The sequence below is a fragment of the Sphingobium sp. WCS2017Hpa-17 genome (assembly GCF_031843765.1).
Lineage (GTDB): Bacteria > Pseudomonadota > Alphaproteobacteria > Sphingomonadales > Sphingomonadaceae > Sphingobium.
The window spans coordinates 84,490-99,833 of record NZ_JAVTIV010000009.1 but is presented as its reverse complement, the minus strand read 5'-3'; the positions used below and the strand labels follow the sequence as shown (position 1 = coordinate 99,833).

The 15,344-nt window shown below is 66.2% G+C and carries 14 protein-coding genes; 7 read left to right on the top strand and 7 right to left on the bottom strand.

Annotation, left to right across the window (positions count from 1 at the left end):
• Positions 1-4 precede the first annotated feature (4 nt).
• A complete protein-coding gene (locus RQH62_RS14420) occupies positions 5-940 on the bottom strand; it encodes a ribose-phosphate pyrophosphokinase (protein ID WP_311269426.1) in 936 nt (311 codons plus the stop codon).
• Positions 941-1,060: 120 nt separating this feature from the next.
• Between RQH62_RS14420 and RQH62_RS14415 the strand changes: the two genes are divergently transcribed.
• Both RQH62_RS14415 and gltX read left to right on the top strand, forming a co-directional pair.
• A complete protein-coding gene (locus RQH62_RS14415; protein ID WP_311269425.1) occupies positions 1,061-2,722 on the top strand; it encodes an NAD+ synthase in 1,662 nt (553 codons plus the stop codon).
• A 17-nt stretch (positions 2,723-2,739) separates the two neighbouring features.
• Positions 2,740-4,068 (top strand): glutamate--tRNA ligase, encoded by a 1,329-nt coding sequence (gene gltX / locus RQH62_RS14410; protein WP_311269424.1) that lies wholly within the window; start codon positions 2,740-2,742, stop codon positions 4,066-4,068.
• Between the two features lie 732 nt (positions 4,069-4,800).
• Here the strand turns inward: gltX and RQH62_RS14405 are convergent.
• From RQH62_RS14405 to hemC, 4 genes are all read right to left on the bottom strand, one after another.
• Positions 4,801-5,550 carry an alpha/beta fold hydrolase gene (locus RQH62_RS14405; RefSeq protein WP_311269423.1) on the bottom strand — a complete coding sequence of 250 codons (750 nt, stop codon included), beginning with the start codon at positions 5,548-5,550 and terminating at the stop codon, positions 4,801-4,803.
• A gap of 140 nt (positions 5,551-5,690) precedes the next feature.
• On the bottom strand, positions 5,691-6,593 hold the full coding sequence (locus RQH62_RS14400; RefSeq protein WP_311269422.1) for a hypothetical protein: 903 nt from the start codon (positions 6,591-6,593) through the stop codon (positions 5,691-5,693).
• A gap of 7 nt (positions 6,594-6,600) precedes the next feature.
• Positions 6,601-7,272, bottom strand: a complete 672-nt coding sequence (locus tag RQH62_RS14395; RefSeq protein WP_311269421.1) for a uroporphyrinogen-III synthase — start codon at positions 7,270-7,272, stop codon at positions 6,601-6,603.
• Complete coding sequence (gene hemC / locus RQH62_RS14390) at positions 7,269-8,195, bottom strand: hydroxymethylbilane synthase (RefSeq protein WP_311269420.1); 927 nt, start codon at positions 8,193-8,195, stop codon at positions 7,269-7,271. Before hemC ends, RQH62_RS14395 begins: the two co-directional genes overlap by 4 nt.
• A gap of 44 nt (positions 8,196-8,239) precedes the next feature.
• On the opposite strand from hemC, the gene tsaD reads away from it, so the two are divergent.
• From tsaD to RQH62_RS14375, 3 genes are read left to right on the top strand one after another with little or no spacing between them, the layout of a single operon-like run.
• On the top strand, positions 8,240-9,274 hold the full coding sequence (gene tsaD, locus RQH62_RS14385; protein WP_311269419.1) for a tRNA (adenosine(37)-N6)-threonylcarbamoyltransferase complex transferase subunit TsaD: 1,035 nt from the start codon (positions 8,240-8,242) through the stop codon (positions 9,272-9,274).
• Entirely contained in the window at positions 9,271-10,242 is a 972-nt protein-coding gene (locus tag RQH62_RS14380; RefSeq protein WP_311269418.1) for an NAD(P)H-dependent glycerol-3-phosphate dehydrogenase, read from the top strand. Before tsaD ends, RQH62_RS14380 begins: the two co-directional genes overlap by 4 nt.
• A gap of 54 nt (positions 10,243-10,296) precedes the next feature.
• Positions 10,297-11,817, top strand: coding sequence for a lipopolysaccharide biosynthesis protein (locus RQH62_RS14375; RefSeq protein ID WP_405053553.1), 1,521 nt, complete (start codon positions 10,297-10,299; stop codon positions 11,815-11,817).
• 43 nt (positions 11,818-11,860) lie between these two features.
• Here RQH62_RS14375 and RQH62_RS14370 read toward each other — a convergent pair whose 3' ends face one another.
• Positions 11,861-12,862, bottom strand: a complete 1,002-nt coding sequence (locus RQH62_RS14370; RefSeq protein WP_311269416.1) for an adenosine kinase — start codon at positions 12,860-12,862, stop codon at positions 11,861-11,863.
• Positions 12,863-12,987: 125 nt separating this feature from the next.
• On the opposite strand from RQH62_RS14370, the gene RQH62_RS14365 reads away from it, so the two are divergent.
• Together RQH62_RS14365 and RQH62_RS14360 are read left to right on the top strand one after the other, a co-directional pair.
• Positions 12,988-13,659: an EI24 domain-containing protein gene (locus RQH62_RS14365; RefSeq protein WP_311269479.1), complete on the top strand. Its 672-nt coding sequence runs from the start codon at positions 12,988-12,990 to the stop codon at positions 13,657-13,659.
• Positions 13,656-14,030, top strand: coding sequence for a hypothetical protein (locus RQH62_RS14360; RefSeq protein WP_311269415.1), 375 nt, complete (start codon positions 13,656-13,658; stop codon positions 14,028-14,030). Before RQH62_RS14365 ends, RQH62_RS14360 begins: the two co-directional genes overlap by 4 nt.
• Before the next feature lie 257 nt (positions 14,031-14,287).
• Here the strand turns inward: RQH62_RS14360 and queG are convergent, their stop codons facing one another.
• Positions 14,288-15,313, bottom strand: coding sequence for a tRNA epoxyqueuosine(34) reductase QueG (gene queG / locus RQH62_RS14355; protein WP_311269478.1), 1,026 nt, complete (start codon positions 15,311-15,313; stop codon positions 14,288-14,290).
• Positions 15,314-15,344: the final 31 nt, after the last annotated feature.

The following is a 15,344-nucleotide window of genomic DNA, read 5'->3' as shown; positions in this document are numbered from 1 at the left end:
AGTCTCAGTCGAACAGGCTCGACACCGAACTTTCGTCGGCGATCCGCTTGATCGCCTCGCCCAGCAGCGGGGCGATGGGCAGGTGGCGAATGCTCTTGGCGTTGATCACGGCATCGGTGCCCTGGATCGAGTCGGTGATGACCAGTTCCAGCAGTTCCGACGCTTCGACGCGCGCGACCGCGCCGCCCGACAGCACGCCATGGCTGACATAGGCGACCACTTCCTCCGCGCCCGCTGCCTTCAGCGCGCTGGCAGCGTTGCACAGCGTGCCCGCGGAATCGACGATATCGTCGATCAGGATGCAGAAGCGGCCCTTCACGTCGCCGATGATGTTCATCACTTCGGATTCGCCGGCGCGCTCGCGGCGCTTGTCGACGATGGCGAGCGGGGCGTTGTCCAGCCGCTTGGCCAGCGCGCGGGCGCGCACCACGCCGCCGACGTCGGGCGACACGACCATGATATTCTTGTCGCCGAAGCGGGCCTGAATATCGGCCGACATCACCGGGGCACCGAACAGATTATCGGTCGGAATGTCGAAGAAGCCCTGGATCTGCCCCGCATGCAGGTCGACCGACAAGACGCGGTCGGCACCGGCGGTGGTGATCAGATTGGCGACCAGCTTGGCGCTGATCGGCGTGCGCGGGCCGGGCTTCCGATCCTGGCGGGCATAGCCGAAATAGGGAACGACGGCGGTGATTCGCTTGGCCGACGCGCGTTTCAGCGCGTCGATCATGATCAGCAATTCCATCAGATTGTCGTTGGTGGGGTAAGCCGTCGACTGGATCACGAACACATCTTCGCCGCGGACATTCTCATGAATTTCCACGAAAACTTCTTCGTCGGCGAAACGACGGACGCTGGCGTCGGTCAGGGGGATTTCGATATAGTCGGCGATGGCGGCCGCAAGCGGCTTGTTGGAATTGCCGGTCATGAGTTTCATGATGAAAACCCCCGTGACGAATTGATGACGATGCGCGAAACGCGGCCCCTTTAGCGGTGCATGTCCCATGTGGAAAGGGCGCTTTTGCGCCCTGCGACAAAATGCACTAGGGCGCGGGACATGACCGACAAACTCGTGATCGCGCTTGCGCAGATGTCCCAATATATGGGCGACCCCAAAGCCAATGCCGACGCCATGCTGGAATGGCGCGCGCGGGCCAAGGGCGCGGACCTGATCGTCTATCCAGAACTCCAACTGATCGGCTATCCGCCCGAAGATCTGGTTCTGAAGCCCGCTTTGCTGGATCAGGCCAATTATCATCTCGACCGGATGGCGCAGGAAACGGCGGATGGCGGCCCGGCCATGCTGGTCGGCACCGTCGTCGCCTCGCAGGGCGTGCTGTTCAACGTCGTCGCCCTGCTGGAAAATGGCGCCGTCACGGCCATCCGCCAAAAGCGCGAACTGCCCAATTACGGAACCTTCGACGAAAAGCGGCTCTTCGCCCCCGGCCCGCTTCCTGCCCCGATCATCTTCAAGGGCGTGAAGATCGGCATCCCCATTTGCGAGGATATCTGGTTCCCCTTCGTCACCGCGCATCTGCGCAGCGAGGGCGCGGAAATCCTGATCAGTCCCAATGGCAGCCCGTTCGAGGTCGACAAGGACGATCGCCGTCTCAACGCCGTCGCCGGCACCCGCGTGCGCGAAACCGGCCTGCCGCTCGTCTATCTGAACCGCGTCGGCGGGCAGGACGAACTGGTGTTCGACGGCGCTTCCTTCGTGATGAACGGCGACCTCAGCGTCGCGCAGCAACTGCCCGACTGGGAGGAAGCGCTGGTGCTGACCACATGGGAGAAATGGGACGGCCAGTGGGTCTGCCTGCCCGGCGAGCAGCATGATCTCGATCCACGCCCGGCCGATATCTACAACGCCATGGTGCTGGGCCTGCGCGACTATGTGAATCGCAACCGCTTCCCCGGTGTGGTGCTGGGCCTGTCGGGCGGTATCGATTCCGCCCTGTCCGCCGCCGTCGCGGTCGATGCGCTGGGTGCCGACCGGGTCTGGTGCGTGATGATGCCCTCGCGCTTCACCTCGCAGGAAAGCCTGGACGATGCGGTCGAATGTGCCCGCCTGCTTGGCGTCCGCTACGACACCATCCCGATCGAACCCGCCGTCGCCGCCTTCGACACGATGCTCGCCCCCGTCTTTGAAGGCCGTAGCCGCGACCTCACCGAAGAGAATATTCAATCCCGCATCCGTGGCGTCACGCTGATGGGCCTGTCCAACAAATATGGCCATATGCTGCTCACCACCGGCAACAAGAGCGAGATGTCGGTCGGCTATGCCACCATCTATGGCGACATGGCGGGCGGCTATTCGGTGTTGAAGGACGCCTACAAGACGACGGTCTTTGACCTCTGCCGCTGGCGGAACGAGAATGTTCCGTCGCTGGGCGAAGGGTTCGGCCCGTCCGGCCCGGTGATGCCCGAACGCGTCATCACCAAACCGCCCAGCGCCGAACTGCGCGACAATCAGCGCGACGACGACAGCCTGCCGCCCTATGAAATACTGGACCCGATCCTCTACGGCCTGGTCGAGGAGGAATTGTCGGTCGACAAGCTGGTCGAGCGGGGTTTCGAGAAGGAGACGGTCGCCCGCATCGAGCGCCTGCTCTACATCGCCGAATATAAGCGCCGCCAGTCGCCCCCCGGCGTCAAGCTCGGTATCCGCAATTTCGGCCGCGACCGCCGCTATCCCATCACCAACGGCTTCCGCAGCATCTAAGGCGGACAAAGAGCATCATGACCGTCATCACCCGCTTCGCTCCGTCGCCGACCGGCAACCTCCATGTCGGCAATATCCGTGCCGCGCTTCACAACTGGCTGTGGGCACGCAAGTCCGGTGGCCAATTCCTGCTGCGTCTCGACGATACCGACCTCGAACGCTCCCGCCCCGAATATGCGGATTCGATCAAGTCCGACCTGAAATGGCTCGGCCTCCACTGGGACGGCGAGGAAAAACAGTCCGGCCGCTTCGCACTCTACGAAGCCCGGTTTGAAGCCCTCAAAGCGTCGGGCCATGTCTATCCGGCCTATGAAACCAGCCAGGAACTGGACCTTCGCCGCAAGATCCTGCTCGGCCGCGGCCTGCCGCCGGTCTATGATCGCGCCGCCCTTGCGCTGACCCCGGACCAGATCGCCGCCTATGAAGCCGAAGGCCGCACCCCCCACTGGCGTTTCAAACTGGACCATGACCAGCCGATCGTCTGGACCGACCTGATCCGCGGCGACCAGCGCTTCGACCCGAAATTGCTGTCCGACCCGGTCATCCGCCGCGCCGATGGCAGTTGGCTGTACATGCTCCCCTCGGTCATCGACGATATCGCCATGGGCGTCACCCATGTCCTGCGCGGGGAAGATCATGTCTCCAACACCGCAACCCAGATCCAGATGTTCACGGCCTTGGGTGCACAACTCCCGGCCTTCGCCCATGAAGCGCTGCTGACCGGCAGCGAGGGCAAGCTGTCCAAGCGCCTCGGCTCGCTGGGCGTCGCCCATTTCCGCGACATCGGCCTCGAAGCGATCAGCGTCGCATCCCTGCTCGCACGCCTCGGAACATCGCAGCCGGTCGAGCCTTTCGCCGACATGGCGCCGCTGATCGCGCATTTCGACTTCGCCCATTTCGGCCGCGCCCCCGCGCGTTTCGACGAAGCCGAACTGGCGACCCTCAACCAGAAGATCGTCCATCTGCTCCCCTATGAAGCGGTGGCCGATCGTCTGCCCGAAGGCGTGGACGCCGTGGCATGGGCTGCGATCCGTCCCAATCTGGAAACCGTCGCCGGCGCAGCCGACTGGTGGCGCATCGTCACCGGCCCGATCACTGCCCCCGCAGTGGCGGAGGACGATCGCGATTTCCTCGCCAGCGCGCAGCGCATCCTCTCCGACACGCCGTTCGATGCCGACATCTGGCGCACGCTGACCAACGCGCTGAAGGAAGAGACGGGCCGCAAGGGCAAGACGCTCTTCCTCCCCCTGCGCCGCGCTCTGACAGGTCTGGACCACGGCCCCGACATGGCCCAGCTTCTGCCACTGATCGGCAGGGATGAGGCGTTGGTGCGGCTTCAGGCCTGAGCCTGTCGAAGGGCCTGGCATGACGGAAGAGGGTATGGCGATTAACGACCAAGAAATGGACGTCCGGCTGTTATTTTGACCCGCCCCATAGCAGTCACCCCAGCGAAGGCTGGGGTCTCAGGCGGTAGTAGAATGAGGCCGGCCGCCTAGAGCTATCTGGTAACGGGGTGCGTGCCTGCCTGAGATGCCAGCTTTCGCTGGCATGACGATGAGGGGCGACTAACGGTCAGAAGCGGACATGTTCCCCCTCCCGTTTACGGGAGGGGGCTAGGGGGTGGGCTGGACGTCGCGACAGCCCACCCCGCTGCGACTAACGCGCTGCGCGCGCAAGTCTCGCTGCCCCTCCCGCAAGCGGGAGGGGAATGGCAAGAAACCACCCATGTATGCCATTCCCTAAACGTCCTCTCCTTCCGCTTGATTTGCGGTTGAGATGGCGGTTCCTCCTATTTCCCTTCCAAAATAGGGATTGGCCTGATCTGTCCTGCAATATGGACCAGTCTGCCCTGCACCGTCGCGCCCGCCCGCATGCGCCCTTCCCACAGGAACGCACCTGTGACCTATCCAGCGCTTCCCCGCCGCGTGGCCGTCGCGTCCTCATGACCCAACACGCGCAGCTCCGGCGCGTCGGCGGCGTATGGTCGTCGCCAATCCGGCTCAAAGGCGTGAAAATACGCCATCATCGACGGTGTGAACTTTGGTGCCATGACCCTGTCGGTCGAATCCGTGACCTTTTCAGGCCCGCAGCGCGTCCAGCGCCTTGCCCACGGCCGCAATGCCCTCGGGGGAGGCCGCGAATCCCATATGGGTGCAATCCACCTCGATCGCCTTGTCGCGCTCGCCGGCCCGGCCGCGCGAACATTCGGGCAGGATCACGCCGTCTCGCTTCGACCACAGGGCCACGGTCGGCACTGGCGGCTTGGCTTCGCGGGTGCAGGGGAAGGGCGGGCGGTCGACGGGAAAGCCCGACACCAGCTGATAGAGTCGCCAGGCATGATTGGCACGCGGATCGCCGGAAAAGGGCGTACCCATCGTCACCACGCCGCTCACCTTGTGGCGTGCGAACTTGGCATATTCACGCGCATACAGCCCGCCCAGACTCCAGCCGATCAGCGTCACCGGTGCGCCGCTCTGCTTGCGAATCGCGTCCACCCGCCGGTCGATCTTGTCCAGGCTGTCGGGCTTCGGTCCAAAATTGCGGCCCATGCCCCAGTCATGCGCGTCGTAACCGGCCGCGTTCAAAATATCGCGCAGCCAGCCCATGCGCTGTTCCGACGCCATCAGGCCGGGGATCAGCAATATGCTGCGTCCGTCGCCCCGCATCTGTCCGGCCAGCAGGGCGGCCTGCGCCCGCGTCCGCTTCAGGTCGAACGGCACGCTCAGATTGCCCAGCAACTGCTGCAAAGGCGGACGCTGCGCCGCGCGCGGTCCGGGCGCGAGGCGATCTTTCCAGAAACTGCTGACAGCTTGAGCGTAAGGCGGCACGACGATGATGATCCCTGACCCCCGCCACAGGTTTCGCGTCGGGAAACGATGACATTATCGTGACAACGCGGGGTGCGTCTATGGGTTTCGCCTCAGGCGATCAACGGTTCGTCGTTTGTGACAGTGACTTGTTGAGGGTCTTAAGGGGCGAGCGGCGACGTCTGGCTCACCGCCGCGCCCTCGGTCCCGCGCAATTCCCGCGGTTCCAGGATCGCCGCCGTCTCGATCAGGTCCAGCGCACGCCGCGCCTCCAGATAGCGGCGGGTATATTGCATCCAGCGGTCCGCCGCCGCACGGCCCGGCATCCGCTCCACTTCGGCCAGCGCCGCGCTGACCCGGCCGCCGTCGATATAGCGCAACGCCCGGTCCATCGCGACCTGTGGCCTGGGGGAAGGAGTGGAGGCTTTGCGGATGGTGATCAGTTCGCGCGCCTCATGCTCCAGCGCGTCCCACCATCCGGCATCAACCGGGGGCGTCGTCAACTGGCCCGACACGTCCATCAGCCCGCCGCGCAAATCGGCCAGCGTGATCGGCTCGCGCGCGGCGTTGATGATGGCGGCGACGGCACGCGGCTGGGCCTGGCCGAAGCGCAACCGCAACTGCCCCTCGATATAGCCGAGCGGCGTGCCGTTATCGAGCGCACGGCGCGCGGCAAAGGCGACCAGCAACCCTTCGGCCCGCGCCGCATTGCCCGACGCGGCCTGTGCTTCGACTGTGATGCGGTTCAGCCGTTCCTCCAGCTGGATGACGCGCCCGTCCAGCATCTGCGCGGCATCGGCGGTCAGGGGGCGGGCGGCCACGGCCGGGTTGCCTGCTCCGATCAGGCCCTGCACTGGCGCAGGCGTGGCCGGCTGAGGCTGTTGGTCGCCCCAGCGGCGCTGGATCTGCGGCCAGGCCCAGACGGTCAGCACGACGCCCAGCGCAAAGGCCAGCAGGGTCAGGATCAGCAGCGGCAACAGGCTGCGCCGACGCGCGGGCGGCGGTCCGGCGCCGATCGTGCCGACCCCATCCTCGTCGTTCATGCGGACCCTTTCGTCTGTCATTGCCCCGTCATTCGCACAATCGAAGGGCAAGGGCCAGCATCTCGTCATCGCGCGGCGAATGGGGGAACTGCCCGCTGGCCCAGCCATTGCCGCACGCGGCCAATGTCGCCGCGCTGATCGCCACGATATGCAGGCTTTTTCGTCCTTCCCGCCTGATCTGTTCCGCCAGCCGTGCGGCCGCGCGCGGCGAATGGACCAGCAAGATCGACCCGGGTACCGCGTCGGCGATCAGCGCCGGATCGGGTGGCAGGGCGGTCATGCCGTACACCGCGATCCGCGTCATATCGAGCGGCCCTGTCTCCATCGGCGCAACCGTCGTACCTGCCAGATGCAGCACCCGGCCATGCCCGTCGGCCGCGATCCGCGCCGCTATTGCACTGCCGTCGCTATCGCCGGCAATGACCGTGGGAAATCCGGCCTCCGCCAATGCCTGCGCCGTGGTGGCGCCCACCGCATAAGCGGGCAGGCCGCGATAATGCAGCAGCGCCGGCCCGGCGAACGCCACGCCATTGGCGCTGGTCAGCAGCAGCACGTCGAAATCCTCCGGAACCGGTGGCGCCCAGTCGATCGGCTGGGGCGCGAACAGCGGATGCACCCGCGCGTCCATGCCCAGCGCCGCCGCTTTGGCCGCCGTCCTGCCCGCCGCCGGTTCGGGGCGCAGGATCAGGACGCGTCTCACCCCTCGAATAGCGCGCGCAGCGCCGGGCTGGCCCGCTCCAGCAGTGCTTGCCCGATCGCTTCCGCTGCTGCTTCGTTGGCACGCCCCAGTTGTGCTTCCTCGCGCACCGTTTCCTGCCCATCCGGGCTGATGATCTCGGCGATCAGATACAGCCCGTCAGCCTCCACCCGCGCCAATGCCGCGATCGGCGAGTGGCAGGTGCCGCCCAGCCCCTTCAGCACCCCGCGCTCGGCCATCACCGCGTCGAACGTGTCGAGATCGTTGATCGCCGCCAGCGCCGCGACCACAGCATCGTTGGCAGCCAGCGTCTCGATCCCCACCGCACCTTGTGACGGCGCCGGCAGCATCAGGTCGATCGGAATCGTCGTACCGACATCGTGCTGGTCCAGCCGGTCCAGCCCCGCCGCCGCCAGCAAAGTCGCATGCACCTCGCCCGCTTCCAGCTTGGCCAGCCGCGTGGCGACATTGCCGCGAAACAGGGTGATTGTCGCATCGGGCCTCAGTCGCTTCACCTGCGCGGCGCGGCGCGGCGAACTCGTCCCCACCAGAGGATTGGCCGGCAGCGCGTCGAAATTCGCCACCCCGACCAGCCGGTCGCGCACATCCGCGCGCGGCAGCATGGCAGCGATATGAAAGGCGTCGGGGCGCAGTGTCTCCACATCCTTCATGCTATGCACCGCAAAGTCGATCTCGCCCGCCACCAGCGCCCGGTCCAGTTCCTTGGTCCACAGCGCCTTGCCGCCGATATCGGCCAGCGCGCGGTCCTGTATCCGGTCGCCGCTGGTCTGCACGGTGACGATCTGCACGGCACCCTCCGCCCAGCCATGGACGGCGCACAGGGCGCGTGCGGTCATATGGGCCTGGGCCAGTGCCAGGGGCGATCCTCTGGTGCCGAGGCGCAACGGTCGATCAGTGAAAAGCATATGCGGCTTGCTCTAATGGCCGTGGGCATTAGATGGAAGCGACAATGACCATCATCCTCGGCCTGGAATCGAGCTGCGACGAAACCGCGGCGGCGCTTGTGACGGCCGATGGCCGAATCCTGGCGCATCGCCTCGCCACGCAGGAGGAGGCGCACCGCCCCTATGGCGGCGTCGTCCCCGAAATCGCTGCCCGCGCCCATGTGGAGGCGCTCGCGCCATTGATTGAAGCGGCACTGGCGGACGCAAAGATGACGCTGGCCGATGTGGACGTGATCGCCGCGACCGCCGGCCCCGGCCTGATCGGCGGCGTCATGGTCGGCCTCGTCACCGGCAAGGCGCTGGCGCATGCGGCGGGCAAGCCGCTGGTCGCGGTCAACCATCTGGAAGGCCACGCGCTTTCGCCCCGGCTCGCCGATCCTTCGCTGAAATTCCCCTATCTGCTGCTGCTCGTGTCGGGCGGCCATTGCCAATTGCTCCATGTGAAGGGGCCGGGCGACTATGCGCGCCTCGCCACCACGATCGACGATGCGGCCGGCGAAGCCTTCGACAAGACCGCCAAGCTGCTGGGCCTCGGCTATCCCGGCGGCCCGCGCGTGGAAAAGGCGGCGGCGCAGGGCAATGCCAAAGCCGTTCCCCTGCCGCGCCCGCTGGTCGGCACGGCCGAACCGCATTTCTCCTTCGCCGGCCTCAAAAGCGCGGTGATGCGCGCCGTCCAGTCCGGCCAATATGCGACCGAAGACATCGCCGCGTCGTTCCAGCAGGCAGTGATCGACTGCCTGATCGACCGTACCCGCCGCGCGCTGGCGACAAGCGATGGCGTCACCGCGCTCGTCGTGGCGGGCGGCGTGGCCGCCAACCAGCCGATCCGCACCGCACTCGAAAAGCTGGCTGCGACCCATGATCTGCCGTTCGTCGCGCCGCCGCTCTGGCTGTGCACCGACAATGCGGCGATGATCGCCTGGGCCGGGGCGGAGCGCTTTGCGGTGGGGCTGGTCGACGATCTGACGGTTCCCGCCCGACCGCGCTGGCCGCTCGACCCTGCGGCGGAAAAGGCGCGTGGAGCAGGAGTGAAAGCATGAAGGCTGGAGTCATAGGGGCAGGTGCCTGGGGCACGGCGCTGGCGCAATTGCTGGCCAGCGACGGCCGCCCGGTCGCCCTGTGGGCGCTGGAGCCCGATGTCGTGGATGCGATTAATCGCACCCATGAAAATCCGCTCTACCTCGCCAATATTCCGCTCTCGCCCTCGATTGCGGCGACGGGCAGCATGGCCGATCTGTCGGATTGCGACCTGCTGCTGGTGGTCAGCCCCGCCCAGCATCTGCGCAGCGTCGTCGCGCAAGCGCCGGCCGGCGTCCCGCTCGTCCTCTGTTCGAAGGGTATAGAGGCCGGCACCAGCCTGCTCATGTCGCAGGTCGCGCAGGAGGCGCAGCCGACCTCGCCCATCGCCGTCCTGTCCGGCCCCACCTTCGCCCATGAAGTGGCGAAGGGCCTGCCGACCGCCATCACCCTGGCCTGCGAAGACCGCGACCTGGGCCAGCGCTTGGCCGCCCGGATCGCCCGACCAGCCTTCCGTCCCTATCTGTCGGACGATGTCATCGGCGCGGAGATCGGCGGCGCGGTCAAGAATGTGCTGGCCATCGCCTGCGGTGTTGCGGAAGGCGCTGGCCTTGGCCTCAATGCCCGCGCGGCGTTGATCAGCCGAGGCTTTGCCGAAATGACCCGCTTCGGCCTGGCGCGGGGCGCGCGGGCCGAAACGCTGGGCGGGCTGTCGGGACTGGGCGACCTTGTCCTCACCTGTTCCTCCACCAATTCGCGCAACTTTTCCCTCGGCAAGGGGCTGGGCGAGGGGGGAAGCGCCGCCGACCTCTTGTCCAACCGCCGCACCGTGGCGGAAGGGGCCTTTACCGCCCCCGTGCTGCGCGATGCCGCCCGTGCGGCTGGCGTCGAAATGCCGGTGGTGGAGGCGGTCTGCGCCCTGCTGACCGAAGCTGCGCCGCTGGCGCAGGTCATCGACGCGCTGCTCGCCCGGCCGCTGCGCCCTGAATAACCCGTCGCGCTGCCGCCGCATTGCGCCTACAACGACCAGATATAGCAACAGAGAATGACACAAGGGGTTCATAGTTCGTTGGCGACAGAGGCGTCCCCATCCAAGGATCAGGATGATATCGCCGCTCTGGCCAAGGGCGGGCGGACCAATATCTTCGGTTTCCTGCTGCGGCTGGCCGCGCGCCTGCCGTTCCTGTTCATCGCGGGTCGCTGGTATGGTGCCGAAGCGCTTGGCCGCTTCGCCTATGCCGTGCTGGTGGTGGAGTTCGTCGCCCAGATCGCGACGCTGGGCCTGAAGCGCGGCCTTGCCGGCGCATTGTCGCAGACGGAGCGGCCGCATAATCATGTCGTGACAGACGCGATGGTCGTGACCCTGCTCGCGGCCTTGCTGGGTTCTGCGATCCTCATCGCCTTTCCGCAGGCAATGTTCCCCAACAGCAGCATCAACGGCCTCGACCGGTTGCTGGCGCTGGTGGTAATCGGCGTGGCGGGATCGGACGTGGCGCTGGCCGCTTGCGCCTATCGCTTCGATGTCGGCGCGACCGTCCGGGCGCGGTCCATCATCGAACCCTGGACGATCAGCATCGGCGCCTTCGCTTTTGCTTTCTATTCGACCCGCGACGGCCTCATCCTTTCCTATGCCGTGTCGATGATCGCCGCCTTCGTCGCCTCGATCATTCCGATGATCCGCCATTATGGCCTGCCCACCGGCTGGCGTCCCGATCCGGGCCGGCTCTGGCGCCTCGCCCGCCGCAACCTGCCGCTGGCGGCGGCGGATGGTGTCGAATGGGGGTCGCGCCGGCTCGACATGGCAATCCTTGGCCTGTTCGTCAGCCCGGCGGTGATCGGCATCTATTATGTCGCGCAGCAGGTCGCGTCGCTGCCGCAAAAATTGAAAACCAGCTTCGACCCGATTCTCGGCCCGGTCATCACCCGCAACCTCGCCGAAAACAATCTGGCCGCCATCGCCAAGCAGGTCAGCCAGGTCGGCTTCTGGATCATCGCGGCGCAGGCGGGCATCGCGCTGGCGCTCGGCATCCCCGGCGAAGCGGTGATGGGTCTGGTCGGCCCGCATTTCGTGGGCGGCACCGGCGCGCTCGCTTTCCTGCTGTTGGCCGAAGTCGTCGCGGCCACGGCGGTCGTCAGCGAATCCGCGCTGGTCTATATCGCCCGTCATCGCAACCTCATGATCTCGCTCATCATGATCGGCTTGCAGGCGGCCTTCAGCTTCGCCCTCATCCTGCTCGGCCGCGACCTGAAGCTGGACGATATGTGGATCGCTGCCGCGCCCGCTCTGGCCCTTTGTCTGGCGCTCGGCGTCAGCGCTTTCGTCAAGGCGCGCCTGTTGTCCCGCCTGCTCGACGCACCGATCAACGCCTGGCGCTGGCCGCTGCTGAGCGCGGCGGGCGTGGCCTGCATCGTCGGTGCCGGCTTCGTCGCCTTGCCCGCGCGTTTCGAATGGGTCGAACTGGCGGTCGGCGTCTGGGCGATATTGGGCGCTTACGGCCTCGTTATCTGGCGCTGGGGCTTCGGCTCCGACGACCGCGCCCTGTTCCGCAAGCAGAAGCCGGCATAAAAAAGGCCCGCCTCTCATTGGAGAGGCGGGCCTTTTATTCAGCTCAGGCGAACAGCGTGTCGCGGATCACGCCCAGATCTTCCTCCGGCCGCGCGCCCCAGTGGGAGATGACCTCGGCGGCGGCGGCGGCGCCCAGCGCCAACGCATCCTCGACGCTGCGACCGTCGATATGGGCGGCCAGGAAGCCCGCAGCGAACAGGTCGCCCGCGCCGGTCGTGTCGATAATCTGCGCGACCGGGGCGGCCGGCGCTTCATGGCGCACGCCATCGACGATGGCGACCGCGCCCTTTTCACTGCGGGTCGACACCAGCACCGGCACCTTGTCGGCGAAGCGGGCCAGCGCCTTGTCGAAATCATCGACCTCCGCCAACGACTGAATCTCGCCCTCGTTCGAAAAGAGGATGTCGATCAGTCCCTGTTCGATCAGGTCGATGAAGTCGGCGCGATGGCGGTCGATCACGAAATTGTCGGACAGGGTGAAGGCGACCTTGCGACCGGCGCCATGGGCGGCCTCGATCGCGGCGCGCATCGCGGCGCGCGGCTGGGCCGGATCCCACAAATAGCCTTCCAGATACAGGATGCCGGCCGAGCGGATCATGTCCAGATCCAGCGCCGCTTCGGGCAGGAATTGCGAGGCACCCAGGAAGGTGTTCATGGTCCGCTGCGCATCCGGCGTCACCAGGATCAGGCAACGTGCGGTCGGTATGTCGCCCTGCACCGCCGGCGTGTCGAACCGGATGCCCAGCGCATGGACGTCATGCGCGAAGACCGCGCCCAGCTGATCGTCATTGACCTGACCGATGAAGCCGCACTTCTTGCCCAGCGCGGCCAGACCCGCCAGCGTGTTTGCGGCCGATCCGCCGCTGATTTCCTTGGCCTGGCCCATGTCGGCATAGAGCGTCTCGGCCATGTCGGCGTCAATCAGCTGCATCCCACCCTTGGTCAGGGCATGTTGCGCCAGAAAGGCGTCGTCGCTGCGGGCGATCACGTCGACGATGGCGTTGCCGATCGCGACGACATCCAAAGTGGGGGCAGAAGCGGTCACGCACTATCCTTAGTCTGATGAAGAAATAAAATTTCACGGCCTTTACCGGTCCGGCCAGTGCCATGCAACTTTCGCCTGCAACGCTGGTGATTGACCTGATGGTCGGGCGGTAGGATAGCTGGATGATGGTCCTGACCGCTGCCCTGCGCGCTTTCCCTTCCATCTTCCGCGGTGCGGCGCTGCGCCTGCTGGTCAAGACGATCATCCTGACGTTGCTGCTCTTTGCCGGGCTGGCGAGCGCCTTCTGGTTCGGCTTCCACGCGCTGCGGCTGCATTTTGGCTGGGGCGGCGGCGGAGGCTGGGGCAATTGGGGTGAGGCAACGGCGACCGCGCTGCTGATGGTGGCGTCCGGCTGGCTGCTGTTCCGGGCCACGGCGATGGCGGTGATGGGCCTGTTCGCCGACGATATTATCGAGGCGGTCGAGCGGGACGATTATCCCCATGTCACGGCGCGCCCGGTCGGCTGGGCGCGCAGCCTGCGCTTTGCCTGTCGTTCGGTCGCCCGGACCATCGGCTGGAACCTGCTCGCGCTGCCCGCCTATATCCTGCTGCTGGTGACGGGGGTGGGCACGGTCGGGTTGTTCCTGGCGCTCAACGCCTATCTGCTCGGCCGCGACATGGCCGACATGGTGGAGCCGCGTCATCCCACCCTCCCGCCGTTGTCGCGCAGCAGCCGGTGGCTCATGGGCCTCGTTTCGGCGCTTCTGTTCATGGTGCCGGTCGCCAACCTGCTTGCGCCGATCTTCAGCGCAGCTATGGCGGTCCACATGCTGCTGGGCCGAAAGACGATATCATGAAGACCCTCCGTTCGGGCCTCACATCCCTGCTGGCTCTGCCGCTGGCCGCCTGTGGCGCCGGGACGGTCGTGCCCCCCGCCCGGCCGATCGCGCCGCCGCCCGGACCGCCGGCCAGCGCCTTCATGAAGCAGGGACCGCTGATGGGCAGCGACGCCCGGCGACTGACCCAGATGTTCGGCCAGCCCCGGCTCGACATTCGCGAGACGACCGTGCGCAAATTGCAGTTCGCCAATGGCCGCTGCATCCTCGACGCCTATCTCTACGCGCCCGCGCGCGGCAAGGAACCGGTCGTCACCCATGTCGACGCGCGCAGCCCGACCGGCACCGACGTCGATCCGGCCGCCTGCGCCACGGCATTGCAGGCAAAATAAGCAGGCGGCAAAGTTCACACCGTTGCCGGGCTTTTTCGCCCCGAAGCGCTCGCAACGCGCTCCCGAGGCTTCCCCAAGGCTTTACCAAGGCTTCCGCAAAGCGTGCGCGCCTGCGCCCGTGATGGCCGCTGTGGGCGGGAGGGGAAAAGCCGCGTCATCATTGAGGATAGATCAGAGCAAATCCTACATTGGAAGGATTTCGTCGCCTGACTTTATGCCCCTCCCGTTAACGGGAGGGGGAACACGCCGGCTCTCCGCTACCCCGCCAGCTTCCCGATCGCCCAGGTCGCCGCTTCCGCCACGACCGCATCCTCATCCCCGACCAGCGCCTCCAGCCGCGCCAGGAACCGCCTGTCGCCGCTGTTCCCTGCCGCGATGGCGGCGTTCCGCACCATCCTGTTGCGGCCGATGCGCTTGATCGGGGAGCCGGAGAAAATCTCGCGGAAGGTCGCGTCGTCCAGATCGAGCAGGTCGCCGATCGCTGGCGCAGCCAACTCCGCCCGGCCGATAAACGCCTTGTTCGCCGCCGCATGGTCGGCAAACTTGTTCCATGGACAGACCGACAGGCAATCGTCGCAACCATAGACACGGTTGCCGATGCCGGCGCGCAACTCTTCCGGGATCGGCCCCTTAAGTTCGATCGTGAGGTAGGAGATGCAACGGCGTGCATCGACCACATAGGGGGAGGGGAAGGCGTCGGTGGGGCAGGCGTTCAGGCAGGCGCTGCAACTGCCGCAATGGTCGCGCTCGCCGCCATCGGGTTCCAGCGCCATTTCGGTGTAGATGGCGCCCAGGAACAGCCAGCTGCCATGGTCGCGGCTGACCAGATTGCTATGCTTGCCCTGCCAGCCAAGACCCGCGCCCTGCGCCAGCGGCTTTTCCATGACGGGCGCTGTATCCACGAACACCTTCAGCGCACTCGGTTGCTGCTCCACCAGCCAGCGGGCCAGCGCCTTCAACGCCTTCTTGACGACGTCATGATAATCCTTGCCCTGCGCATAGACCGAAAAGCGCGCCCGGTCCGGCACGTCGGCCAGCGCCAGCGGATCGCGCCCCGGCGCATAGCTCATCCCCAGCATGATGACGCTGCGCACATCGGGCCACAGCCCTTTGGGCGATCCGCGCTGCTCGGCCCGGTCCTCCATCCACAGCATCTCGCCATGATGACCCGCGTCCAGCCATTGCCGCAGCCGTTCCCCGGTCTTGGGCGCAACATCGGCGGGCGCGATGCGGCAGGCGGCAAAGCCCAGCCGCGCCGCTTCCGCCTTCAGGCGCTGTTCCAAGGTTTCTATAGGCACGGGCACGGGTCCAGAC